Genomic DNA, 25,693 nt, shown 5'->3' with positions numbered 1-25,693 from the left:
GGTGTTGGTTCCGGCGGGGCCGCTTCAGGCCGTCAGAGCGCTTAGAACGCCAGACGCAGATCCAGCGAGACGCGGTTGTCGCTGTAGTCCGAGTTGCTCACCACACCGTCGTAGTTGACGGAAAGACTGGCTGGCATGCCAGAGGCCATGAAGGTGGTCTCGACACCGGCGCCGACAGTCATGTAGTCACTGTCGTAGGCATCGATGGGCGTCTGGAAAGGTACGACGCCACTGACGAAGCTGGTATCAACCTGGCTGCTGTCATCCTGAAACTCCTTGACCCAGTGCGCTTCGGCATAGGGACGCAGAAAGCCGGACTCGAGCGCGATCGGCATGGTCATCTGGCCACCAAGGCCGAGCGTGCTGGAGTCGTAACTCATGTCATCGACATGCATGTTGAGTACACCGGCATCCTTCTCGGTGTAGTCATCCACCGACAGGTCCAGATACTGGTAGCGCAGACTCGGGCCGGCAATCACCGGGCCCAGCTCGAAGTTGTAGCCGCTGCGTACGGCGAAGCTCGACAGGTCACCGTCGGTATTGCTCTTGGCCTTGCGCTGCTCGGAGCCGATGTTGATCTTGCGATCGTTGTCGTAGTCGAGCCAGCTGTAACCCAGCAGTACGTCGGTGAACAGGCCGGTGGCGCCACCGTAGCTGACAAAGGTGGTCAGACTGTAACCATCCAGATCAAGGTTGCCGTAGTTGTCGTTGACATCGCCTTCGTTATGGCCGTAGCCCAGCGCCGCACCGACCCGCAGTTGATCGCGCAGGTAATGGTCCAGGCCTACGGTCAGCGAGTAGGCGGAGTAATCGGCACCAGTGCCATTATTGCTGTTGTCGAGGTTGCCCTCGGAAGCCGAACCGGAAATGAAGGTGCTGGTGGTCTCATTCAGGGCAACGCTGGCGGTATTACCGTTGTCATCCAGCGCCATGGCCAGATCGGCTGTCGAGGTGATGGGCTGGCCAACCACCTGATCCAGCGTGGCAGCGCCGGGTGTACCCATGAGCTGGTTGGCCAGGGTTTCTGCGCTCACCGAAGACGGCGTCAGTGAACTGATACGGTTTTCCTGCAGGTGCTGCTGCACGGCTTCCAGTGTGCCCCGGCCCATCAGCAGGCCCTGGGTGCCGTAGTTGCGCAGGTAACTGGTACCCATGCTGCCCAGCGCCTGGGACTGGGCAGCCGGGTCCAGGGCATCAAAGGCGTTCATGATGTCCTGGAATTCATAGTAGGCGGCTGTCGGTGTCGGGGTTGCACCGGCGGCGGTGTTCTGGTCGAAGAACAGGTAGGGAATCTGGGTGGCATCCAGCGAATTGGCAACGGCCAGCTGGTAGTCGGAACTGGCGGCGTTGACGATTGGCGAGAAGACCGGCACGTAGCGTACGGTGAACTGGCCAGCGGTCAGGTCACCGATATCCATCGAGAAGTTGATGTTGAGGTTGGTCAGGTCTTCGATGGTGTCGACGTAGTATCCGGGCGTTGCCAGCAGCGCATCGACGGTGGCAGTGTCCTGTACCGTTCCGGCAGCATCCAGCCACAGGTTGCCGGCTTTCCAGTAGACAATATCGTCCTCGACGTCCGGATCCAGGTTATCCAGGAACAGGGCCTGGGGCTGCTGGCCGCGGGTCAGCAGGCCGTCGCCGAAGAACTGTGAATACACCGTGTTGGCAAACATGCCATCCGCCGACAGGGTATCGGTGCCTACGGTTTCAAAGAAGAATCCGGCGTTGTCCGGGCTGAAGTAACCGGCGCTCATGTCCTGCTTGGTACCGAACAGCCCCTCAGGCAGCCAGGTTCTTTGCAGGGGGCTCTGCCCCTCGGCCTGGGTGGTGCCGGGCCAGCTGGTAGCCTGGCCAGACAGCGGGAGAACATTGTCCATGGCCAGCAAGCCGGCCTGATCCGATGCACTGGCCGGCGTGAAGTTCGCACCCGTGCCGGTGCCGACGATGACCTGATAGCCGAGCAGGCGGGCGCCGGTACGGTTGGTGATCTTGCCGTAGTTCAGGTATTCGGTAGTACCGCCACTGGTCTTGACGTTGTAGACGTGCTCGAACGCGCCGCGCCCGGTCAGGTTGTTCTTGATCCGCTTGCCGGAGTTTTTCGGTGAATCGCAGGTGGCCGGAGAGCTGGCCATCAGGCAGTTGGGATCGCCGGACGGAGAAAACCCGTTGCCGACGAAGTCGTTGTTGTTCAGGTCGGTGGTTACTGCCTTCACCCCGGGGGCCACAACCTCTTCGTCGGCATCGATAAGAATGTAACCGTCACCCGTTGTATAGCTCAGATCGAGGATTTCCCCGGCCTGGGCGGCGCTCATCCAGCCGGCGCAGGCGATGGCGATTACCAGGGGGGTCTTGGCAAACGGCGTGGCGTTGTTGGTCTTGTTCATACGGACTTCCCTTTGGTTTTCTAATAATTACGATACCCAGCAGGGTATATAAATAGTCTAAAACGTGATGTAAAGCGCGTTTTGACCTGAGTCAGTTTTTTGACCTTTGCGCTTTCAGGGATTGTTTGCCTGCTGCTGGGCTGCCTGGAGCAGCAGCCTGGCCCGCAGGGCGCAGACGCACATCAGGCGCCAGCCGGCTCGGGAGTCCGGTGGCGCCTGATGTGCAGCGGTTACGCGGGGGAAGTCTGAGACGTTGCGCAAAGGCGCAACGCTGTGCGTCAGACTTTGTTTTCAGCGCTGGAGGACTTGCGCTTTGGCAGGTGCGGCCTGATGTGTGCCTGATAGATTTGCTGCAGTCGTTCCGGCAACACCAGCATCGCCGGGGTGAAGAACAGCGTCATCAGGGTGGCAAAGAACAGTCCGGAAACGATGGCTTCAGCCACCGGGCGGAAGTACGAGGTCACCACGCCGTCGACCACGATCTGCCGCGAGACGATATCGATACTGACGCCGATGGCGATCGGGATCAGGCCGAGAATGGTCGTCGCGGTGGTCAGGAAGATCGGCCGCAGTCGCTGGGCACAGGTGCGCACGGCGGCTTCAACGGGCGTCAGTCCGGGCTGCTCGACGCGCAGCACGTTGTAGGTGTCGATCAGGATGATGTTGTTGTTCACCACGATACCGGCCAGCGCCACCACGCCGACGCCGGTGAGGATGGTGCTGAAGGTGCTGCCGGTGATCAGCAGGCCGAGCAGCACGCCGCCGGTGGCCGTGACCACGGCGGTCAGGGTCAGGAAGGCCTGATAGAAGCTGTTGAACTGGGTCACCAGCAGCACGAACATGAGGAACAGCGCGAGCAGGAAGGCCACGGCGAGGAACGCCTGGGAGTCTTCCTGTTCCTCGTTGGCGCCACGGAACACCACCTGCACGCCCGGATCCAGCGGATGTTCCACCAGCCACGCCTTGATATCGCGCACGGCGTTGTCGGCGAGGAAGCCGGGCTGCATGTCGGCCTGCACCTTGATGATGTCGATGGCATCCAGCCGTTCGATCTTGTCGACCTTGGGCTTGGCTACACGGGTGACGAAGCTGCTCACCGGCACCGCGCCATCCGGGGTGTTGATGCGCAACTCATCCAGCACCCCGAGGCCGCGCGCGTCGAGCGGATAGCGCACGCGGATTTCCACTTCCTCGGTGGTGTTGGTCGGCCGGTATTCACTGAGCAGCACGCCGGTGGTTACCAGCTGCACCGCGCGGCCCAGTTCGATGACGTTGACGCCCATCTGTGCGGCGCGCGCGCGGTCCACCTGGATTTCCCATTCGATACCGGGCAGCGGCGTGGTGTCGGTGACATTGCGCACGCCTTCGATGTTGTTCTCGATCTGCTCGCGCAGGGCACGGCCGGTGGCGATCAGCTTGGCCTGGTCATTGGACTCCAGCTGGATCTGGATCGGCTTGCCGACCGGCGGCCCGCCCTCGAAGACTTCGGCGGAAACGATGATGCCGGCCATATCGGCGGTAGCCTGGCGCATTTCCTCGAATACCGTGCGGGTCGAACGGCCGAGGGTTTTCGGATTCTCCAGCTCGACCAGGATCGAGCCGACTTCATCCTTGTCCGACAGTCGTGAACCACCCTTGGTGCCGCTGAAGGAGTAGGCGGTCTTCACGCCGTCGATCTCCAATACGCGCTGCTCGACCTCGCCGACGATACTGCGCAATTCGTTCACCGAGAAGTTGCCCTGGGCGCGGATGCTGACAAAGCCGACGGTTTCTTCGGTCTCGGCAAAGAACATCACGCCGTTGTTGTAGGCGCCGTAGAGCTTGAACACGGAGAACACGGCCAGCAGCGCCACGGCACAGAACAGCAGGGGTCGCTGCACTGTCCACTTGACCGCCCGGGCATAGCGCCCGGTATGGCCGGGCAGGGTCAGCGGGTCCTGATCTTCCAGGTGCATCAGATAGGCGCGGGTGGCGTCATCCAGCTTGTCGGCAGGCAGCAGCGAACCGATGAACGGGGCGAAGAACAGCGCATACAGCAGCGAGCCGATCAGCACCCAGAACACCGTCACCGGCAGATAACCCATGAAGTCGCCGGCCACCCCGGGCCAGAACATCAGTGGCAGGAAGGCCGCCAGTGTGGTGGCGGTGGAAGATACCACCGGCCAGAACATGCGCTTCACTGCCAGGCTGTAGGCATCCTTGTTGCGCATGCCTTCAGCCATCTTGCGGTTGGCAAATTCGGTGATGACGATGGAGCCGTCGATCAGCATGCCCAGCGCCAGGATCATGCCGAACATCACCATCATGTTGAAGCTGTAGCCCAGATAACGGATGCCGATCAGCGAGAACAGGATCGAGAACGGAATGCCCAGGCCGACCAGCAGGCCGGAGCGAAAGCCCAGCGCGCCGACCACGATGACCATTACCAGCGCCATGGCGGTGCCGATATTGCCGCGCATTTCCTCGACCAGTGCCAGCGAGAACTCCGACAGGTCAAAGGCATAATTGACGGCAATGCCGTTGGGTATGCGGCCTTCCAGAGCCTTGACCGCGTTACGCACTGCAGACGCCACGGCAATCTGGTTGCTCTCGGTACGCTTTTGTACTTCCAGCAGGATCGCCGGGCGACCGTTGTAGCTGCTGAAGCCTTCGGCGTCCTTGAAGGTGCTGCGAATATCGGCCACATCGGCCAGGGTGATAACCCCGTTGGGGGTGGATTTTGCCGGTATGTCGAAGACGTCCTGATAGGTCTCGATCAGGCCGGGCACCTTGACCGAAAAGCGTCCCTGACCCGACTCGATAACGCCGGCCGGCACCAGCAGGTTATTGCCGAGGATCGAGGTGATCAGCTCGTTGTTGGTGATGTTGTAGTGTTCGAGCCGGGCCGGGTTGATCAGCGCTTCGACCACTTCCTCGCGGCTGCCGACCATGGCTGCTTCGAGCACGCCATCGATGCCCTCGATCTCCCGCTGCAGCATCTGCGCGGTGCGGAACACCAGGCGCTCGGAGGTGCCTTCATCGGCGGTCAGCACCACGGTAATCGCCGGGAAGTCATCGGCGGTCAGTTCCTCGACCTCCGGCTCTTCGGCATCGGTCGGCAGTTCCGATTTGGCCCGGTCGACGGCGGACTGCACATCGTTGTAGGCCTTGTCCGAGTGGGTCGCACCGGCGACAAATTTCACATACACGGCCGCCCCGGATTCACGGGCAAAGGCGCGGATTTCCTCGACGTTCTCGATGGTCCGCAGTTCCTGCTCGAGCGGTCGCACCAGCAGCCGGGCGACGTCCTCGGGCGAGGCACCCTGCATCACCACGGTGACCGACACATAGGGCACCTTGACCCGCGGCTGTGCCTCGACGGGCATCTTCTGGTAGCTGAACACGCCGACGCAAATCAGCAGCAGCAGAATCGACAGCGTGCTGCGGTAGTGGGTTACCGCACTGGACAGAATCTTCATTTACTGCCCGCCCTGGCTGGCGCTCGGCTCGCTGTCCTGCAGGGAAACCTCGACGGTACTGCCGTTGGACACGTACTCCTGACCAACGGTGATCAGCAGGGTTTTTTCCGGCAAGCCCAGCACCCAGACCCCGTTTGGCGAGTCGCCGAGCAGCTGTACGTGGCGGAATTCCACACGCTGGCTGGCATCCAGCGTGCGCACGCCGATCTTGCCGGCGTCATCCAGCGCCAGCAGCGACGAGGGAATCGAATGGGCGCGCTGGCTGACCAGCGGCAACAGCATTTCGACGGTCAGGCCGCTGCGGATGGCGTAGTCCGGATTTGGCGCAACGGCCTCGACGCGGAAGGTGCGCGTGGCATTGCCGGCCTCGCGGCCGATGAAGCGCAGCTTTGCAGCAATTTCGGCGCCATCGAGCAATTGCGCTTTGGCGTTCTGGCCTTCACGCAGGTGGCCGACTTCGCTTTCGGAAACCTGGCCGCTGAACAGGATCGGGTCCAGATCCAGCAGCACCGCGCACAGACCGCCGCGCTCCATGTAGCCGCCGACCTTGAGATCCAGACGCTCGACCACCCCGGCAAAAGGTGCACGGATTCGGGTGTTGGCCAGATCCAGTTCGCGGCTGGCCAGATTGGCTTTGGCCGCATCCAGCCGCGACTTGGCCGCAGCCAGTGCGGTTTGTGACTGGTGGCCGCCAAGCCGCAGTTTTTGCGAGGCATCGTATTCCAGTTGGGCCTGCTCGGCCGCCGAGCGTGCTTCGATCACGCGCAACGGACGATCATCGGTAGCCAGCTCGCACAGCACATCGCCCTGTTTGACCAGCTGCCCTTCGGCCAGCGGCGAAGCGATCAGCCGTCCGGCGGTTTCGGCGCGCAGTTCGACGCGGCGTGCGGCCTCGGTACGCGCGCGCACCTTGACGGTCGGTGCATAGTCCTCGGCAGTGATATAGCGCGCCTTGACAGCAGTAATGCCACGCACCTGGGATTCCGTCTCGGCTTCCCCGGAGCTGCCCGGGCGCTGCCCGCTGGCCAGCCAGGCCAGAGCGATGACCAGAATCAGCAGGGCGATCCGGTAGTTGCGGTTGGACCAGATTCGTTTCAGGTAGGCATTCATCAGGGCACAAACTCTTTTGGCGAAACTGCGTGGCGCAGCAGACGGGCAGGAAAAAACAACCGACAATGATCGTGCAGCTAGTTGCTGCGAACAAGCACGAACTGCAGAAATGTTGAGCAGAATGTTTCTGCATCAGCTGTGCTTATGCGGAATCCTGCCGGTTCTTGCCCCGCTGCCGGCAGGGCCGCAAGATGAGCCTTTGCAACGAATTGCGGGGATTAGCGTGCTGCCATTGTTGACTGCCTTGTGGCCATTGTTCGCCCTGATCGTCGGCGGCTTCTGTCTGCGCCGCGTGAACTTCCCCAGTGAAGCCTTCTGGCCGGGGGCCGAACGCATCAACTATTTCATCCTGTTCCCGGCGTTGCTGTTCAGCAGTCTGGCGCGCGCGCCGCTGGACAATCCGGCGTTGCCGCGGCTGGCGCTGGCGGTGCTGCTCGGCCTTGGCCTGGCCTGGCTGGTCTTGCTGCTGCTGCGCCGCTGGTTGCGCTGGCCGGCGGCGCGCTTCGGCGTATTTACCCAAGGCAGCCTGCGCTTCAACACCTACCTCGGGCTGGCGGCCATCGGCAGTCTGTACGGTGCCGAGGGCATGACGCTGGCGGCGTTGCTGCTGGCCCTGCTGGTGCCTGCGGTGAATGTGCTGTCGGTCTGGTCATTGAGTGCCGATCACGCGGTCAGTCCGGGCCGGCTGGTGTTGCCGATCCTGCGCAACCCGCTGATTCTGGCCTGTGTGGCCGGCATTCTGTGCAACCTCAGTGGTTTCGCTATGGACGGCGGCAGCGAGCGCCTGCTCGGCCTGCTGGCCGCCGCCAGCCTGCCGCTGGGTCTGCTCTGCGTGGGTGCCGCGCTGAAACCGGAAGAGCTGGGCGGAGAACTGTTCGCCCTGTTCGGCAACAGCCTGCTGCGCCTGCTGGGCATGCCCCTGCTGGCCTGGTGCGTGGCCTATGGCCTGCAGTTGCCGCCACTCGAACGAACCCTGATGGTGCTGTTCTTCGCCCTGCCGACCGCTCCCACTGCCTATGTGCTGACCCGGCAACTGGACGGCGACAGCCACCTGATGGCCGGCATCATCACCCTGCAAACCCTGCTGGCGGCGCTCAGCCTGCCGCTGCTGTTGACCCTGCTGGCTTACTGATCAGGCGTGACATGGCTGCGTGCAGTCCACCGTTGCGCCGGCATTGCTGGTGGGCTGAAGCCCACCCTACGGTCACCTGATCCCGAACGGGCGAAACCTGAATTCTGTAGGAGCGGGCTTGCCCGCGATTAGGGCATCAAGCACTGCAGCGCGGGCAAGCCCGCTCCTGCAACAGCTGTTGCAGAACTACCGACAGCTGGCGGGCACAAAACCGGTCAATAAGAGCTCAGAACAGCCCCAGCTGAGCGTCCGGCGCTGGCGGGGTATCGCTGGCCAGCGTGCTACACCGCAAACGCAAGGCCAGCCCCGCCGCGCGGGTGGCCTTGCTGGCGACTGCTTCACTGATGCGCGGCGCCTGCGCCCAGATCTCCACGCGGTTTCTGGCGCGGGTGATGCCGGTATACAGCAGCGCGCGGTTGAGCAGCTGGCCGGGTTGTTCGGGCAGCACCAGCAGCACCTCGGCAAACTCCGAACCCTGGCTCTTGTGCACGGTCATGGCAAACGCGGTGTCGTGGCTGGGCAGCCGCGCCGGGGCGAAAGTGCGGAAGCCGTCGACGCTTTCGAAGTGGATGCGCAGGCTCTGGCCGTCATGCAGGCACAGGCCGATATCGCCGTTGAACAGGCCCAGCGCATAGTCGTTCTGCCGCACCATCACGGCGCGGCCGGGGTACCAGCGTTCGCGCTCGGGCAGACTCAGGCGGCGCTTGATCCGCGCTTCCAGTGCGGCATTCAGGCCGACCTCGCCAAAGTTGCCTTCGCGCTGCGCACAGAGCACGCGGAAGGCATTGAAGGCGCGGAACGCGCTGGCCGCATCGCCGTTGCGGGCGACCTGCAGATACGTCTGATAACCCTGCTCGATGCGCTGCAGCAGGCTGCTGGTATCCGGCTGGCTGTGCCAGTGCAGATCCGTCCGGCCTTCCTGCAGCAGGCTCAGGGTGCCGCTGACATCGCCCCGATTGATTCGCCGCGCCAGTTCGCCGATACCGCTGTCGCCGGCAAAGCGATGGCTGTGGGTCAGCAGCACCACGTTGGCGCCAAGCCGCGAGGTAGGCGTTTCCACGGCCACCGGCTGGCCGCTGAGGCGTTGCAGTGCGCTGGCAGCCAGTGCATCGAAACCACGCCCTTCGCAGAGTTCGGCAAATACCGCGCCGGCCTCCACCGCAGACAGCTGGTCCTTGTCGCCAAGCAGGATCAAGCGCGCCTGCGCGGGCAGGGCATCGACCAGTTTGGCCATCAGCGCCAGATCGACCATCGAGGCCTCATCCACCACCAGCACGTCGAGCGCCAGCGGGTTGCCCGCATGGTGACGCACGGCCGGCGAATCGCCACGGCTGCCGAGCAGGCGGTGCAGGGTGCGTGCTTCATCGGGCAGCAGGGCTTTCAGGTCATCTGCCAGCGGCAAGGCATCGCGGGCATTGCGAATCGCCTCGGCCATGCGTGCCGCCGCCTTGCCGGTGGGTGCAGCCAGACCGATGGCCAGCCGTTCGCCACCCGGTTGTTCGAGCAGCGCGGCGAGCAGGCGCACCACGGTGGTGGTCTTGCCGGTGCCGGGACCGCCGGAGATCACCGTGACCCGCTGGCGCACGGCCTGGGCCGCCGCCAGACACTGCCAGTCGGTGCCGGCCTGACCGCCATTCAGGGCGAACAGGCGTTGCAGGCTGTCGCTCAGGCGGCCCTCGTCAATCGCCGGTTGATCGGCGGTGCGTGCCAGCAACTGCCCGGCCAGCTGCGCTTCATAGGCCTGGTAACGCGCCAGATACAGGCGCTCGCCGAACAGGATAAGTGGTGTGTAGGCGCCGGCTGCGCCCACCAGCGTCGACGCCTCCAGCTCGGCTTGCCACGCGGCCAGCGCGGGCAGGCAATAGTCGGATTCGGCCCACGGCCGCTGGCCGGCCCAGCGCGCCAGCAGCAGGCACACATCACCCCGGCCAAGGGCTTCGCAGCACAGCACCGCAGCCGCCAGCACGGCCTCGCCGGCATGCGGATCGAGGCGCTGCAGACTGCCGAGCAGCGCGCGTTCCAGCGGGCCGAGTGGCCATTCAGCGAGGCTCATTGACGGTCTTCCCGATTATTTATCCGCCGTGGATTATCCAGGCGCTTCGCTGCCAGGGGCAGGCTGTAGGAGCGGGCTTGCCCGCGATGCCTTGATCCGGGCTGAATCGCGGGCAAGCCCGCTCCTGCAGGCACTTTGCATTGATGGCTAATCGATGCCGCTTCAATGGGTTTCCCGAGCGTAGGGTGGGCTTTAGCCCACCGCTGCGAGATAGCCGATTGCTGGTGGGCTGAAGCCCACCCTACGGATGCTCCATGCATTACCTGCCCTCCTCGAATAATCGGTCCAGCGCATCCAGCAGGCTGTCGGTCGGGCGGGCGAAGTACACGCCGGCCTCGGGCATGCCACGCAGGAACAGGTAGAAAGCACCGCCCAGCCGGTCATCGCTGAAGTCACTCAGCCGCTGGCGCAGGAAACGCCGCAGCGCCACCAGATAGATCAGGTACTGCAGGTAGTAATGCTCGCCGGCGAGGGCCTGCAGCAGGCGTTCGCCGCCGTAGTAACTGGCGTCCGGGCCGAGCCAGTTGGACTTGTAGTCGAGGATGTACCAGCGCCCGTTGTGCTCGAAGGTCAGGTCGATAAAGCCTTTCAGATAGCCCTTGAGGCTGTCGAATTCCAGGCGGCTGGCGGCCTCGCGCAGCGGCTCGGCCAGGCCATGGACCGGGTCGGCAAGGATGCTGCGCAGGTGCTGCACATCCAGCCCGGCCACCGGAAAGGTGAAGCCCAGTTCCGGCAGACGTCTGCCCGCTTGCAGTGTGGCAAGACGCAGGCCGCTGCCATCCAGATCGCAGTCGAGCACCCGTTGCAGCTGCTCCAGAGCCACCTCGCTCCAGATCTGCGCATCGATACCATGGGCGCTCAGGCCGGGTGCGACCAGCGCTTCCAGCGCGCCTTTGCCGCGCGCCCAGTCCTCGAGAATCCCGTGCAGGCAGGTACCGGCGCGGGCACCACGGGGGAAGGCGTAAAAGCCGCTGCCCGGCTCACTGGCATCGGGTATCAGCAGGCCGTCATGGTCCGGTGCTTCCCGGTGCATGCCGGATGCCAGCCCGGAGAAGCTGCCGACGCGCCAGGCGCTCTGCAGGCTGCGGCTGAAGCCTTGCAGGGCGGCCGGAGCAGCCGCGCGTTGCTCGCCACTGGCGCTGGCTTCGCGCCCGAGCAACGGCTGGCGGCTGATCTGACCGTCGCTGCCGGCGGCCAGCTGATCCAGCTCGGCGGCCAGCGTCTCACCGGGCTGGTCGAGCAGGTAATTGCCCAGCTCGCTCAATGCATCCTCGCCGGGCAGCTGGCGACCATGCAGCAGCCAGGCCAGCGCGCTGCTGTGCAGGCCTTCGGCCACCATCTTGCCGGTTTTCTTGACCATGGCCGGCAGCGCCACCGGTCCCCAGTGCAGCCACAGGCGGTACTCGGCACGGGTCAGGGCGACATAGGTCAGGCGCAGTTTTTCGGCGAAGTTTTCGCGGCGCGCGCGCTCGAGATTTGTTTCCAGCTGCGCGCTGCCCAGATCCAGCAGCGGTTGGCCGTGCTCATCGTGGCAACGGGCGCTGTCGGTGTGCTTGCCGAGCAACCGGCCATTCCACAGGAACGGGCAGAACACCAGCGGATATTCCAGGCCCTTGGCGGTGTGGATGGTGACGATCTGCACCCGCTCGGCATCGCTCTCCAGCCGCAGCTGCGCATCCTCACCGGCACCTTCACTGCCGCGCTGGGCCTGGAACCAGGCCAGCAGGCTTTCCAGCCCGGGGCGCTGCAGACTTTCCGCCTGCAGCAGTTCGCCCAGATGCAGCAGATTGGTCAGCCGCCGTTCGCCGTCGATCGCTCCCAGCAGGCGTTCGGCGACCTGCTGCTGTTCCAGCCAGCTGCGAAACACGCGCATGAAGCCATGCTGCTGCCACAACTGGTGATACTGCTCGGCTGCCGCACGCTCCTCATCCCAGGCACGTTCGTCTTCCTGACAGCGCGCCAGTTGGGCCGCATCACGGCCGAGCAGGCGCGTGGCCAGGGCATAGCGCAAGACGCCTTCACGGCCCGGTTCGGCATAGGCGGCCAGCACCGCCGCCAGCTCGCCGGCTTCTTCGCTGTGCCACACGCTGTCCTTGCCACGCCGCACGCTGGGCACGCCACGCGCCGCCAGTTCGCTGGCAATGCTCGCTGCCTCGCGGTGGCTGGCGACCAGTACGGCTATGTCACCGCCCTTCAACGCTGTGCGCTTAAGGCTGCTGCGCCCTGCGTTAGCGGGGTCTGGTGATTGTTCCGGCGTTATTTGTTCTTCGAAGTACGCCTCGCCATTGGCGCTGGCGGCCAGCAGAGTGGCGATGCGTTGGGCCGTATCGATGGCCGCCAGTTCGCCGGCACGCGCCTTGTTCAGCGCCTCATCACCCAGCCAGAGCAGTGACAGCGGGGCCTCTCCGGCATCTGCCGGCAACACCAGACGAGGCTTTGGCTTGCTACCAGCCTGTACCGGCGGGTAGTCCAGCCCCTGCTCGGCAAACGGTTGCGGGCGATCGAACAGCTGGTTCAGCGCAGCGATCAGTTGCGGGGTGGAGCGGTAGTTGTGCGGCAGGTTGTAGCACCGGCTGGCGGCAGCGCGGGCCTGCAGATAGGTGGCCAGGTCGGCGCCGCGGAAGCCGTAGATCGCCTGTTTCGGATCACCGACGAAGCAAAGATCACCGCCCTCACGGTAGATCCGCTCGAAGATCGCGTACTGCACCGGATCGGTGTCCTGGAATTCGTCGATCAGCGCCAGCGGATACTGCTCGCGCAGGGTGGCGGCCAGGTCGGCGCCGGCCGGCCCTTGCAGCGCCTGATCGAGCTGGTTGAGCAGGTCGTCGAAGGCCAGCAGGCGCTGCGCCGCCTTGCGTTTGGGCAGTTCCTGATTGAGCTGGTCGAGCAGACGTACCTGCAGCGCGATCAGCCGTTGCTGGCCGGCCGGTTCGGCCAGCGCCAGCGCGGCGCTGAGCGCGTCCAGCGTATCGGTCAGCGCACTGCGCGGCGCTGTATGGCCCTTGTTGGTGGCCTTGAGCAGGGCGGCCGTGCCCAATTTGCCCAGCCCTTCCGGTGCCTGCAGCAGCAGTGCCGGGTCGGCAAAGTAGGCATCCAGATCGGCCGACCACTGCGGCAACTTGATCAGTTTGTGTGTGCTCTGGCTGATGCCGCCATGCTCCTGCAGGCTTTCGATCAGCCCATAGCCGGCGCTTTGCCAGGACTTTCTGGCGCTTTCCCAGGCCGCCTGCAGCGCTTGCAGGTCACTACTGACCGGTGGTGTCCGCGGCTCGATGCGCAGATAGGGTTTGCCCAGATGCTGGCGCAGTGTCTCGCGCAGCACGCGCGGCGAGAGCTGGCTGCGCGCCAGAAAACAGGCCCAGGCCTGGTCGGCGCCGGCCAGTTCATGACGCCAGGCATCGGCCAGCAGGCCGTCGAGAATCTCGCGGTCGTCCTGGGTCAGTTCGTTGTCGAAATCGCCACCGGCCTCGAACGCGGCATCCTGCAGGGCGCGCTGACAGAAGCCGTGAATGGTGAAGATCGCCGCCTCGTCGAAGCCATGCACGGCCAGCAGCAGACGGCGCTTTGCATCGTCGCCCGGATGGCGCTGGTGCAGCTCGGTGAGGAAGCTGTCCTGGCTCGATACGCCGTCGTAGAGCGCCAGCAATTCGGCCAGCCGCGCACGGATGCGTTCACGCAGTTCGGCGGTGGCGGCGGTGGTGTAGGTCACCACCAGAATCTGCCCGACGCCCAGTTGCTGCTCGAGCAGCAGGCGTACGTAGAGCGCGGTCAGGGTCCAGGTCTTGCCGGTACCGGCGCTGGCTTCGATCAGGCTGTGGCCGTCGAACGACGAGGTCTGCAGGTCGAGACTCATGCTTGCTCCTCCTGACCGGCGATGGCCTTGAGCGCCGGGCCGAGCAGTTGTTCGGCCAGCGCTGCAAAAGGTTCACCGAGGGCTTCACGGTCGCGAAAGGCCAGGGCATTCCAGGGGTCGTCGGCCTCGCCGCCGAAGTCACTGTGTTCGTTGCCCAACCAGGCAGCCCGGGCATTGTCGCGGGCGGCATCCAGCGGTTCTTTGCGCGCTTTGGGCGAGGGCGTGCACAGGGCTTTGGCATAGGCATGGCTGCTTCTGGTGAAGAACGGCAGCGGCGTGCAGAGTGCTTCGCGGTAAGCCGCCAGCCAGGGTTCGAGCAGCGCCTGCGGGTCATCCAGCGGGCCAAGTTGCCAGTCGCCGTCAGGGCTGATCAGCAGGCTGTCGCGTTCGATTCCCGCGCCGGCCGCGCAGTTGAGCAGCAGGTGGCGCAGCCAGAATTTCGCCAGGTCCCTGGCTCCGGGTTGTTTCAGCCGCCATTCGAACAGGCCGAAGCGGGTCACGCCGTCGAGCCAGCCGTGGATGCGCACCCCGGCCAGTTGCACGTCGATGAGCAGCGGTTGCGGCGCCTCGTCCGGGCGCGCTTCGAACAGCCGTGGGGCAAAGGCGCGTACCGGCCCGCGCTGCTCGCCCCACAGCACATTGCCCAGCTCGCCGCTGGGCAGCCAGCCGGCCGAGTGGGCAATCCGCCGTTCCTGCGCTTCACTCCAGCCACGCTCCATCGCCTGCAGCGCCAGTTCGCGCAGGCGCCATTGCACCAGCCCGTCGACCACAAACGGCTCGTCGGCAGCAATACCGTCCTCGGCATCTGGCAGGCGCAGGCCGAGACGTTTTTGTAGCAGAAATTTTGCCGGATGACGGAAGCACTCGAGCAGATCCGCCGGCTCGATCTGCAGCCAGCTGGCATCCGGTTCCGCCAGCCGCTCGATGAACGCTGGCGGGCACTCCAGCGGCGCGGCAGCCAAGCGTTCGGCAGCGCGGAACCAGGCGCTGGCGTAACTGCGTTGGGCGCCGCTGCTGGCGAAGTTGTCGGCAGAAAACGGCTGCAGCGGGTGGTTGATGGTCAGCTGCTCACTGGCTTTCTGCTCCTGTAGGAGCGGGCTTGCCCGCGATGCTTCTGCTTGGCCGGGATCGCGGGCAAGCCCGCTCCTACGTAGATCGGTGGCAACAGGGCGAAACGCGGTCTGGTCAACCACTTCGAGCAACTCGCTGAGCAGCACCGAGGGCGGCAAGGAGGCGTTGTCGCGCGGGTCACGGCCGACGTAACTCAGGTACAGGCCCTGGCGTGCCGAGAGCAGGGTTTCCAGTAGCAGGTAGCGGTCATCCAGCCGCCGTGCGCGGTCGCCATGTCGTGGCTTGCGGCTGATCAGATCGAAGCCGGCGGCCGGGTTGCGCCGTGGCAGCGCGCCGTCATCCAGACCGAGCAGGCAGACCAGGGCAAACGGCAGGCTGCGCATCGGCACCATGTTGCAGAAGGTCACCGCGCCGGTGAGAAAGCCCGACGCGCTGCTGCCTTGCTCCAGTGCTGCAGTAAGTTGCTGGCGGATCAGCGCCAGCGGCAGTGGCCGGCTGATGCCGCTGGCCACTGCCTGTTCGTGCAGGGCGGCGCAGGCCTTGCTCAGTACCAGCAGGGTGTCACCGGCCAGCCGTTCATCGAACAGCTGGTCGATCAGCGCCTGCAGGCTGTCGGCCCATTGCGCCAGACTGCGTTCGGCCTGCAGGCTTTGCGCCAGCGTGGCCAGACGCTCGACAAAGGCCGCCAGCCGTCCGAGCAGCTGGGCGCGGGCACCTTCCAGCGCATCCAGTGGCCAGCAGTCGCCGAGCAGCGGTGCGGCGCTGCCGGCCAGTTGCGGCGGTGCGGCAAAACCCAGCAGCAGGCGATCCAGGCCCTGGCGCCAGGTGAAGGCGTTATCCGCGGGCAGACCGAGTTGCTGCCGGTGTTCGGCGTCGCGGCCCCAGCGCACTCCGGCCTCGCGCAGCCAGTCGCGCAGCAGCGGCAGCTCGCTGTCGTCGATGCCGGCACGGGCGGCCAGCGCCGGTTGCTCCAGCCAGGTCAGCAGTTCCTCGGCGCTGAAGCGGCTGTCGGGCAGCGCCAGCAGATTGAGGAAGGCTTCCAGCAAGGGAATTTCCGCACGCTGGTTGCGGTCGGCGAGGCTGAAGGGAATCCGTGGCACGCCCTCACGGGAGGCCCCGCTTCTGGCTGAAAAGACCGCCTCGATATAAGGCGCATAGCGCTCGATATCCGGGGTCAGCACCACTACCTGATCGGGGGTCAGCTGCGGGTCTGCGGCAAAGCGCGCGAGCAACTGGTCATGCAGGATTTCCACTTCGCGCAGCGGCGAGTGGGCGCAGTGCACCTCCAGCGAGCGGTCGTCCTCGCGCAGCGTCATGCGCTGCTCCGGCTGGCGCGTGCGCAGACAGAGGATGTCGTTCTGTATGGCGCGTAGCAGGCTACTGTCGTGCAGGTCGGCGTCCTGCGAATAGAGGCCGATTTCCACGGCGCCTTCCTCGCTGGCCAGACTGAACAGGCTGTCGAAAAAGTCCCGGCCCTGTTTGCCCAGACTGGCCAGCAGCGGGTTGCCCACATCCAGATACCAGTCGTCCGGGTTCAGTTCCGGGCGCCTGGCCAGCTCACGAATATCGCGGATGTCACCCCAGACCTCGCGGCACGGGCTGAGGGCGAACAGGATGACCTCGCAGTGCTGCGCCAGACCTTGCAGCACACGCAGGTGATGCGGCGGCAGGCTGCTGATGCCGAACACCAGCACGCGCTCGGGCAATCCGGCGATGGCTGCCGGGTCAGCCAGACGGCGCAGCAGGTCGTCGAGCAGACGCGCCCGGTGCGGGTGGCCGTCCCTGGTCAGTTCGCGCCAGAGCAGTGCCTGCCAGGCTTCGTCGGGGCCGAGGTCGAGCAACTGGTTGCGTTCCCAGGCGGCCAGCCAGTCGTCGCGGTACAGCAGGTACTGGTCGAACACGTCGGCAATTCGCCCGGCCAGCGACAGCCGCCGGCGCTCGTCGCCGCCCTGCAGGTAATGCGCCAGGCGCGGTGCCTGTGCGCAGTGCGCGGGCTCACACAGCCAGTCGTAGATGCGCCAGCCCAGAGTGCCCGGACTGAACGCCGATTGTTCGGGCAGCTCACCGAGTACCTGGCGCGACAGATCCCAGACAAACTTCGCCGGCAGCTGCACCTCGAGCTGCATGGCAATGCCCTGGCTGCGCGCCAGTTGCAGGGTCAGCCAGCGGCCCATGCCCTGACTCGGCACCACCACCAGCGCCGGAGCCAGCGGTTCGCGCAGCGGTTGGGCGAGCAGCGTACACGCCAGTTCACCGAGGCTTTCCAGATCAGGGGCGTGATAGAGGCTGAGCATGGGTGTGCAGGAGTCCGTTCAGGGGCCGGGAACCACAGGCGGTTCGCGCTGGCGGAATCATAACGCGAAGCGCCGGGCGGATTGCCGGGCAATCAGGAAACTGCCCGGGGTTTTTTCGGGCACTGCCCGCAGGGCCGCTTCAGCAGGCGCTAAAACTGATCTGCGACAGCAAATCGGTGGATAACACCGGCGCGAACTTGTCCGTTGCGCCGGCGAGTGTCTAGGCTCTGGGGATAACTGCGGGTTAGGCCGGCAGGCACACAGCCACGAGGGGACGGCAGGCATGGAAAATCAGAACGCAACGCAAGCGGCACCGGACGTTTACAGCTATCTGCAGCAGCTGCATGAGCAGGGCGGTTCCGACCTGTTTCTGAGCGTCGGTATCACCGGGCAGATCAAGGTCGAAGGCATCACCCGCGCGGTCAACGCACATGTATTGCGTAGCGGTGAAGTGAAGCTGATGGCCTATCAGTTGATGACCCAGCGCCAGCGGGCTGATTTCGAACGTGATCTGGAAATGAACCTGGCAGTCAGCGTGACCGACACCGCGCGCTTCCGGGTCAACGTCTACTACCAGCGCGGTGAGGTATCGATGGTGGTGCGCATGATCCAGAGCAAGATTCCGGCGATTGCCGAACTGGGCCTGCCGGCGCAGCTGGAAAAACTCGCCATGCTTGATCGCGGCCTGATCCTGGTGGTCGGCGCTGCCGGCTCCGGCAAATCCACCACTCTGGCGGCGATGCTCGAGCACCGCAACCAGCAAAGATCCGGGCATATCATCTGTATCGAGGATCCGATCGAATACATACACCGGCACAAGCTGTCGGTGATTGACCAGCGCGAGGTCGGGCTGGATACCCACAGCTTCTCCGAGGCCCTGCGCAACGTGCTGCGGGAGGCGCCGGACGTGATCATGCTCGGTGAAATCCGCGATCTGGACACCATGCAGAATGCCCTGCACTACGCCGAGACCGGCCACCTGTGCCTGGCGACCCTGCACGGCACCAGCACCACCCATGCGCTGGAGCGGGTCGTGCGCTTCTTTCCCGAGGAGTCGCGCAAGCAGATCCTCGCCGACCTGGCGCAGAACCTGGTGGCGGTTATCGGCCAGCGCCTGCTGCCGGCCATCACCCAGCGCCGCGCGGTCGCCGTGGAGTTGATGCTGGCTACCGCGCATATCCGTGACCTGATCCAGCGTGACTTGCTCAACGACCTGCGCGAGGCCATCGGCCGCGCCCGCGAGCAGGGTTTGCAGACCTTCGACCAGCATCTGTTCGAGCTCTATTCGGCCGGCAAGATTTCCGTGGAAGAGGCCTTGCGCCACGCCGATTCGCGCACCGACCTGACCCTGCGCATCAAGCTCGGCCGGCAGGTCAGCAGCGATGATCTGCCGTTTCATATGCAGGGCGAGGATGAGGGCGAGGGCAGACGCTGAGCGGCTTGAGGACGTTCGTCAGCGATGGGAGTGGTGTCTCTCCGCGTAGATCCTGCGCCTCGCGCCGGGTCGGCGCTGCCACAGGAGGGGCACACGGCCGTGGTGCAGCCCCTACAGCAGTGCCCGTGCCGCGTTGACCGTCAGGCCGATCAGCGCCAGGGAACCGAGCATGAATAGCGCAAAGCGCACCTCGATCCGGTTGCCCAGCGCCTGCACCAGGCTGTGCAGCACGCGCAGGCCGACATAGGCCCAGGCCAGCAGCAGGTTGCTGCCATCGCCCATGCCGAGCAGGGCGAGGGTCAGGCAGATGGCATAGAACAGCGTCGGCTGTTCCATCAGGTGGTTGTAGTTGTCGGCCTTCCAGCGCACGGACGCCGGCAGCTGGCTCATCTGCTCGCCGCGCGGGGCATTCGGGTCGAGCTGCATGCGCATCCGGCGCATGGCCGGAATGCGCGTGACGTACATCCACAACCAGATCAGCATCGACCAGGCGACGAGGGCTACCACGGGGCCGAGAATCGGGCTGGTAACGGGCATGTGGAGTTCCTTTGAGCGGCTATGTTCAGTCAAGCGTAGTCAGGATAAAGACTCTGTCCCGGTTACGTGCCGGGTAAAGTACGTAGGGCGGGCTTCAGCCCACCAATGTCCTGGTTCGACAACGGTGGGCTGAAGCCCACCCTACGGGAGACGTCAGCGTTCAACGGGTCCAGGCCAGTATCTGCGCTTCGGCAGGCTGCAATTGGGGTTGCTGGCGGAGTTCGTGCTTTGTCCCCGGATAACCGGCAAACAGCTTGGCATGCGCTGCCAGCGACATCTCGCCGTCGCGCTGGTAATAGTCGGCGACCCAGTCCAGCAGGAACGCCAGATGCTGATCCTGTTCGGCTTTGCTGGCGAACTTGTGCGGCTCCCACGGCCGTGCCCGGCAATTGTCGAGGCACTGTGCCAGCCCGGGATTGAGCAGTATCAGCCGAGGCGCGAAGTCCAGAGTCACCTGGATCAGCTTGGCGTAACAGCCTTCGACCACCCAGTCCGCGTGGCTGGCGCAGAACCTGCGCACCTCGGCCTCGGCCACTGCGGCCGGCCGGGCCACGGCAATCTGCCCCGGCTCCCAGGCCACGCTATCCAGATCCAGCAATGCCGCCGCACCTTGCTGCGCCAGCCAGCGCGCCAGTGTCGATTTGCCGGAGCCGGAGTTGCCGAGAATGGCGATGCGCATGGCTGGTGTGACCTGACTGAAGAAAGCCCAAGTGTCGCATGGCGTTCAGAAGCGCCGCGACAGACCCAGGGTAAACATTAGCGGATCGGGTTCGAGGTCGGCGCTGACCGGCATGCCGCCGAAGCTCGTGGCGTTGCCGCTGGCGGTGGTTTTCCAGTACAGCTGGCGCGCATCCAGGACCAGCGACCAGCTCGCGTCCAGCGGAATGTCTACGCCGGCCTGGAGCACCTGGCCAAAGCGGTCATCGGCCTGGGCATTGTCCAGCGCGCCATCCTGCGTGTTGAGGAACATGATGTAGGCGACGCCGGCACCGATGTAGGGCCGAATCCTGCCATCTTGATTGAACTGGTAAGTGACACTGAGCATGGCCGGGGCAATCCTCGCTTCGAGCAGGGTGCCGGCGGCTTGCAGCGAACCGCGGCCTTCGGCTTTCAGGTTGGGTGGAACGCCAAGCAGAAAGCGCAGATCCACCGCCGGCGTGAGCGCGTAGCCAAGTTCGGCGACCAGCGTCTGGGTGTCGGGAATATCGATGGCGGCACCGGGGATCCTGCCTTGCGGGCCTTGCAGGTCGGCGCTGGAAGTGAAGCTGATGGTGCTCACGCCCAGTGTGGCAAACCACGGCGACTCGCTGGCCGCCGCCGCAGGACAGAGGCCCGGCAGCAGAATCAGCAGGGCATACAGCCATCCGCTGCTGTGCCGTACCGGGCGGGGCGGGGGGAGGGCGCGCATGGGTCGGTTCCATTGTGACTGCGGGAGTCCATGCAGTCTGGAAGGGTCTGGGCTGGCTGAATATCACAAGATAGTGCTATGTTTTTCAAATTGTGCTCATTGTGGAGCGATGCATGCCAGCGCCCAGCAGTCCGTGGCTCCAGCTGCGCCGGCAACTCGGTGTCATGCCGCTGGTGAGTGCTGCCATCAAGGGTGCAACACCGCTGTATGCCGAGCGTTATCTGATGCACAGCGCCCGTGAGTCCCTGACAGCGTTGCCAACCCTGCTGCTGTTGGTGCATCTGGGCGGTGCGTCGGTTACCGATGCACGTCAGGAAGGCTCGGGCGCGCAGTACATCCAGAGCCTTTCGTTGCTGGTGCCACCCGGGGTTTCGACTGACTGGGTGTTTGCCGGTGCGGTGCATGTCGCCGCCTTCCATTTCACCGGGGTCCGCCTGCCTGCCCTGCAGGATTTGCTGCACAAACTCGGTGCGGCAGGCCAGCCGTTTCCGTTCAGCGATCCCCTGGTCAGTGCCGCCGCCCGGCAACTGGTCGATGAGTTGCAGCATGGCAGCGCCGCCGACACGGCATTCGTCGAACGGCTGGCTGCGATCATGGTCGAGCAATTGCTGCGGGTGGCCAGCGGTGTGGCCGGTAGCCGGCTGAATCCTGCAGCGCTGCATCTGGGGCGCATGACCAGCGTGCTGCAATGGCTGCAGGAAAACCTGCATGGCCAGCTGACCACCCAGGTGCTGGCGGAGAAGGCCGGGGTCAGTACCTCGCACTTCCGCCGCCTGTTTGCCGACTCGCTGGGCATGACTCCGCACCGCTACGTGACGCAATTGCGCCTGCAGCGGGTGAGCGAGTTACTGACCGGGACCGATCTGCCAATAGCGCGGATTGCCAGCGAGTGCGGCTTTGATTCGCAGAGCCATATGACCACCAGCTTCAGCCGTGTGCACGGGCTGACCCCGGCGCGCTTTCGGCGTCAGGCGGCGCGCTTATCGGGTGCTGCTGCCGATTGACTCTGCGATCAGGCGTCAGCGTTTTTTGTCCTGATACATCAAGCGATCACCGTCTTCGAGCAAGTGCTCGATGGAAGCGTGTCTTTGTGCATCGTATTCGACCACGCCATGGCAGAACGACAGGTGGTAGGAAGCTGCTTCCGCGCCCTCCGTGGTGGCCTGCAGCGCTGATGCCTGCAGGGCCGCGGACAAACGTCCGGTCAGTTCATTGGCCCGGGTAATGTCGGTGTTGGTCAGCAATACGACAAACTCGTCACCGCCCAGGCGTGCGCACAGGTCGGATTCGCGGTAGTGCTCGCGCAGCTGTGCGGCGAAGAACCTGAGCGCCTGGTCGCCCTCGGCATGGCCAAAGCGGTCATTGATCTGCTTGAACTTGTTGAGGTCAAGGAATGCCAGCGATGCCGGGACTTTCTGCCTCTGGCACAGCTGCAGTGCATGTTGGGCCATGGTCATGAAGCCGCGACGGTTGGCGATGCCGGTGAGGTCGTCAATCGTGGCCATGTGGATAGCTAGCAGCTCACGCTCGACCATGGCCCCCAGATCGCGCAACAGCGCCATGTCTTCGGCGCTGAAGTCCCTGGGCGTCCGGTCAAGAATGCAGATGGTGCCGACATTGTGGTTGTGCCCGTCGGTGACCGAGCAGCCGGCATAGAAGCGGATATTGGGCGGGCCGGCGACCATCGGATTGTCGGCAAAGCGCCCATCGGCAAGGGTATCGGGAATCACCAGCACTTTTTCCTGGGCAATGGTGTGGCCGCAGAAGGTTATTTCACGCGGCACCTGTCCCGGGTTTTCATACTCGTCCGGGGCGCTGGCTGCCTTGAACCATTGGCGGTCGCGGTCAATCAGGGTGACCAGGGCAATGGGTGCATCAAACAGGCGCCGCGCCATGCGTGCCAGGCGGTCAAAGCGTTCTTCCGCCGGCGTGTCGAGGATGTCCAGTTGGCGCAGTGCCAGCAGGCGTGCTTCTTCGTTGGCGGGAAGGTCTGGCGCTTTCACTGGATTGCTCGCTTGAAGCTGAAGTTGCTGTGCTGAGCCGCAGTTAGCGGACTGTCACTTTGCAGTGCAGCATCAGCAGCGCATGGAATCAAGGCAATTTCTTGCAGCGCATCTCTGCTGCCTGGTAACCCCAGCGAATGCTGGCCTCGCCCTGATGCTCCCAGAACATCTCGTTTTGCCCTTCGTACTTTGCGCCGCTGGCGCTGGGGGAGGCATACATCAGTGACATGCGGTCGCCACGTTCGGCGACCAGGGTCGGCGGCTCGGTCGGGTAGAAAGTGACGATCACCTCGTTGAGCGGGTTGCCGTCGCAGCCGAAGCTGAACGGGCCTTTGCCCGGCAGCAGCTGGTAAAGCGCCTGCAGTTCGGCAATCCGCGAATGGTAGCTGAGCTTGACGCAGGCGGGGATGTCCGTGGCTTTCCAGCAGTCATTGCGGCCCTTGATCCAGCCGCGCTGTTCGGCCTTCAGCGTAGGCGGATGTGCGTTGACAGCTTTTTTCCTGGCCGCGGCATACACCTCAGCCAGCTGCCGATCCAGCGCCGAGAGTTCATCGCTCTGGCACACCAGCGCTTCGATGCTGGTGCTTGCCACCTTGCTGCAGTCGTAGGACGGGCTGTCGGCTAGAACGCTATTGGCCAGCAGCAGACTGGCGCTGCCGGTGAGGATGAAACTCAGGGTTGTACGCATGCAGCTTCTCCCGAAGTGCGCGGGGCGGTTGCGGCTCAGGCCAGTGGCCAGCCGAGGAACTGGGTGGCGATAAAGCCGAACAGCAGCATGCCGACGCCGCCGACTTCGGCAACGATCAGCAGCAACATGCCCCAGGTGGTGCTGAAGTTGCGTTCCCTGAACTGGTTGTCGGTCTGGTTGGCCAGACCCAGCTTGAAGTACTGGGCAATCGCGATGGCAAAGAACAGCAGCGGCGCGCAGCTACTGAGCAGCTGCACAGCGTCGGAGAACGGGCTGTATTTCAGCAGTTCGGCCATCACCAGTGCGGCAAAGCTGTACATCAGCGCAGCGCGGTGGGCGATGTCGATATACACCGGCGCGCAGTGCTCGGGGCTGCGCATGATGCCGCGGTACTTGAGGATGCCGCCGATCATGCCGACGAAGAGAAAGATGCCGGCAGCGGCGAGGGTGATCTTCAGGGCCAGATTCAAGCGGTTACTCCTTGGGCGGGCAGCGGCGGGTGGAGAGCCATGCTAACCCAGCTTCAGGAGTCCTTCACGCGCTCTACCTTGAGTTGCCAGCCGGCTTCGTCCGCCACCAGCTGGTAGTCGATCTGGCGGGTACCGCCGGTGGGCGCGCTATTGCTGTCGCCGGCACGGTAGAGCGGGAAGCGTCGCTGCAGCACGCCGTTGCCCAGACTCAGTTGATCGTGGCCCATGTAGCCCTTGATCAGGGCCGGATCATCGGCCAGCGGCGGCAGGTAAATTTCGCTGAGCGACTTGCTGCGGTTGGCCGTGTAGGCCACCAGCGAGGCATAGGAGCCGCTGCCAGCCGAGGTCACGAAGATATAGAGTTCCGGCGCACCGTCCTGGTTCAGGTCGGCTATGTCGGCACCTGTCACGCGGCCATCGATCTCGCGTTCGATCGGCGCATTGGCCACGCTCAACCCGGAGGGGTGGATTTGCAGCTGGTTGAGCGAGCCCTGATCGGTGCTATGGACCTTGAAGCTGATGCCGAGCAGATCGAGATTCCGCTCAAAGGCTGCTGGAGTTTCTGCCGCGGCGCCCAGACCAAGGTTGATATCGAGCTGATAGCTGGCTCTTTCCTTGCGCCGCGCCGCGCTGCGGATCAGGTAGGTGCGGATGCGGTATTGCCCGTCTGCCGGCAAGGTACCGGTAAAGCGGTTGCCGTCGCGCGAGCCGATGAACAGGGCTTCCTCGGAACCCGGCGGCAGCAGGTTGAAATAAGCGTCCGGATTGTCCGGCGCGAAGTCTACCGTGAGTGTCTGGCCGACCCGGGCATCCAGCAGATAGTTGACCATCTGGTAGCCCTTGAGCTTGTCCTGCACGGTGGTACTGGTGGCGCCCTGAGGAAACGTCAGTGCTTGCTCGCGTATCAGCGGGGCGGCAAGGGCTGGCGGGTGTTCCAGCAACAGACAGCAGAGAAACACGGCAAGTAGTTTGTACATGGGCTTGCTCCAGAGTCGTCCGTACCGATATATCAGCTGTACAGGTAGAAATTTCCAGTGCACCAGTGAACTGTCTTGTGCGCCTGCACTGGCCGGGCGCCATTGCCTATCCCCGCACCTTCGGATAATTGTGCTGCCGGCAGCCTTTGTGGCGGCTACCGGTTGAGTGCAACACTAGCCAGCAGTGGCCGGCCTGTCCATTGACGGCCGGGCGTCAGCCTTCGCCGAGAGTGGTGAAGGTCGCTGCGGCCGACCAGATGCGGTAGCGCACTTCGGCGCCCTCGGGCACATAGACCACCAGCGGCAGTCTGCTGTTGTAGCGCAGCAGAAAAGGCTGGCCGCCCAGGCTGATGAAGCGCTCGACCTTTGGCGCAGCCGGGTCGCTGGCCATCAGGGTGCCGGCCAGCGGCCCGAGCGCATTGACCACATAGCGGGTATAGCCCCAGCCCGGGACGCTCTGCGCCTCGATCCGGCCGCCGAGGAAGTAGCGATTGTGTGCATCGGTGGCCACCGTCTTGCCGACGACCAGCTCAACCTGCAAGGCGCTTTCGTCAGCCTGCCCGGGTAGTTGCAGGACATGCCGGGTCATGCCCGGCCCGGCGGGCGGAAAGGCCTGCAGGTTGGCGTCGGCCAGAGCGGCCTGTGGCGCTGTGCAGAGCAGGCACAGGGTGATCAGCCAGCGTTTCATGGGGTGGCCCTCCCGGCCCGGCAGCGGATGAAAAATTGTTGCAGTCAGTGTGCCGGGAAAGCCCGGAGCTGGCGACTGTTCGGTTATTCTTGCCGGGAGAGTTTCATGCATACGGCCAAGGCTGATTGGCCG

Annotated in this window: 17 protein-coding genes; 3 read left to right on the top strand and 14 right to left on the bottom strand. The window is 64.4% G+C overall.

Annotated elements, in window-relative coordinates:
- Positions 1-41: 41 nt before the first annotated feature.
- From BLT89_RS16095 to BLT89_RS16085, 3 genes are all read right to left on the bottom strand, one after another.
- Positions 42-2,384, bottom strand: a complete 2,343-nt coding sequence (locus BLT89_RS16095; RefSeq protein ID WP_090197773.1) for a choice-of-anchor F family protein — start codon at positions 2,382-2,384, stop codon at positions 42-44.
- Positions 2,385-2,662: 278 nt separating this feature from the next.
- A complete protein-coding gene (locus tag BLT89_RS16090; RefSeq protein ID WP_090197770.1) occupies positions 2,663-5,842 on the bottom strand; it encodes an efflux RND transporter permease subunit in 3,180 nt (1,059 codons plus the stop codon).
- Positions 5,843-6,952 carry an efflux RND transporter periplasmic adaptor subunit gene (locus BLT89_RS16085; protein ID WP_090197767.1) on the bottom strand — a complete coding sequence of 370 codons (1,110 nt, stop codon included), beginning with the start codon at positions 6,950-6,952 and terminating at the stop codon, positions 5,843-5,845.
- Between the two features lie 223 nt (positions 6,953-7,175).
- Here BLT89_RS16085 and BLT89_RS16080 point away from each other — a divergent pair, with 223 nt between their 5' ends.
- Positions 7,176-8,084, top strand: a complete 909-nt coding sequence (locus BLT89_RS16080) for an AEC family transporter (RefSeq protein WP_090199132.1) — start codon at positions 7,176-7,178, stop codon at positions 8,082-8,084.
- A 226-nt stretch (positions 8,085-8,310) separates the two neighbouring features.
- Here BLT89_RS16080 and recD read toward each other — a convergent pair whose 3' ends face one another.
- The 3 genes from recD to recC form a co-directional block, all read right to left on the bottom strand.
- Positions 8,311-10,137: an exodeoxyribonuclease V subunit alpha gene (recD, locus tag BLT89_RS16075; protein ID WP_090197764.1), complete on the bottom strand. Its 1,827-nt coding sequence runs from the start codon at positions 10,135-10,137 to the stop codon at positions 8,311-8,313.
- 259 nt (positions 10,138-10,396) lie between these two features.
- Entirely contained in the window at positions 10,397-13,990 is a 3,594-nt protein-coding gene (gene recB / locus BLT89_RS16070) for an exodeoxyribonuclease V subunit beta (RefSeq protein WP_090197761.1), read from the bottom strand.
- Positions 13,987-17,355: an exodeoxyribonuclease V subunit gamma gene (recC, locus tag BLT89_RS16065; protein ID WP_090197758.1), complete on the bottom strand. Its 3,369-nt coding sequence runs from the start codon at positions 17,353-17,355 to the stop codon at positions 13,987-13,989. Before recC ends, recB begins: the two co-directional genes overlap by 4 nt.
- A gap of 283 nt (positions 17,356-17,638) precedes the next feature.
- Between recC and BLT89_RS16060 the strand changes: the two genes are divergently transcribed.
- Complete coding sequence (locus BLT89_RS16060; RefSeq protein ID WP_090197756.1) at positions 17,639-18,790, top strand: PilT/PilU family type 4a pilus ATPase; 1,152 nt, start codon at positions 17,639-17,641, stop codon at positions 18,788-18,790.
- 111 nt (positions 18,791-18,901) lie between these two features.
- On the opposite strand, the gene BLT89_RS16055 is transcribed toward BLT89_RS16060, so the two are convergent.
- From BLT89_RS16055 to BLT89_RS16045, 3 genes are all read right to left on the bottom strand, one after another.
- The gene (locus BLT89_RS16055; RefSeq protein WP_090197754.1) at positions 18,902-19,327 is read right to left on the bottom strand and encodes an MAPEG family protein; all 426 of its coding nucleotides are present in this window, start codon (positions 19,325-19,327) and stop codon (positions 18,902-18,904) included.
- A 160-nt stretch (positions 19,328-19,487) separates the two neighbouring features.
- Positions 19,488-20,006 (bottom strand): P-loop NTPase family protein, encoded by a 519-nt coding sequence (locus BLT89_RS16050; RefSeq protein WP_197673519.1) that lies wholly within the window; start codon positions 20,004-20,006, stop codon positions 19,488-19,490.
- 45 nt (positions 20,007-20,051) lie between these two features.
- Positions 20,052-20,735, bottom strand: a complete 684-nt coding sequence (locus tag BLT89_RS16045; RefSeq protein WP_090197750.1) for an OmpW/AlkL family protein — start codon at positions 20,733-20,735, stop codon at positions 20,052-20,054.
- 113 nt (positions 20,736-20,848) lie between these two features.
- Here BLT89_RS16045 and BLT89_RS16040 point away from each other — a divergent pair, with 113 nt between their 5' ends.
- The gene (locus BLT89_RS16040; RefSeq protein ID WP_090197747.1) at positions 20,849-21,739 is read left to right on the top strand and encodes a helix-turn-helix domain-containing protein; all 891 of its coding nucleotides are present in this window, start codon (positions 20,849-20,851) and stop codon (positions 21,737-21,739) included.
- Between the two features lie 15 nt (positions 21,740-21,754).
- Here the strand turns inward: BLT89_RS16040 and BLT89_RS16035 are convergent, their stop codons facing one another.
- The 5 genes from BLT89_RS16035 to BLT89_RS16015 form a co-directional block, all read right to left on the bottom strand.
- A complete protein-coding gene (locus BLT89_RS16035; RefSeq protein ID WP_090197744.1) occupies positions 21,755-22,738 on the bottom strand; it encodes a GGDEF domain-containing protein in 984 nt (327 codons plus the stop codon).
- An 88-nt stretch (positions 22,739-22,826) separates the two neighbouring features.
- Positions 22,827-23,426, bottom strand: coding sequence for an MliC family protein (locus BLT89_RS16030; RefSeq protein ID WP_090197740.1), 600 nt, complete (start codon positions 23,424-23,426; stop codon positions 22,827-22,829).
- 35 nt (positions 23,427-23,461) lie between these two features.
- On the bottom strand, positions 23,462-23,896 hold the full coding sequence (locus BLT89_RS16025) for a hypothetical protein (RefSeq protein ID WP_090197737.1): 435 nt from the start codon (positions 23,894-23,896) through the stop codon (positions 23,462-23,464).
- Positions 23,897-23,949: 53 nt separating this feature from the next.
- Positions 23,950-24,873: a PliI family lysozyme inhibitor of I-type lysozyme gene (locus BLT89_RS16020; RefSeq protein ID WP_090197732.1), complete on the bottom strand. Its 924-nt coding sequence runs from the start codon at positions 24,871-24,873 to the stop codon at positions 23,950-23,952.
- 214 nt (positions 24,874-25,087) lie between these two features.
- Complete coding sequence (locus BLT89_RS16015) at positions 25,088-25,561, bottom strand: ecotin (RefSeq protein WP_090197729.1); 474 nt, start codon at positions 25,559-25,561, stop codon at positions 25,088-25,090.
- Positions 25,562-25,693 lie beyond the last annotated feature (132 nt).

This window comes from Pseudomonas pohangensis (assembly GCF_900105995.1).
GTDB classification, from domain to species: domain Bacteria; phylum Pseudomonadota; class Gammaproteobacteria; order Pseudomonadales; family Pseudomonadaceae; genus Aquipseudomonas; species Aquipseudomonas pohangensis.
Note: the sequence above shows the minus strand (reverse complement) of the source record. Positions and strands in the feature narration are given on the sequence as shown.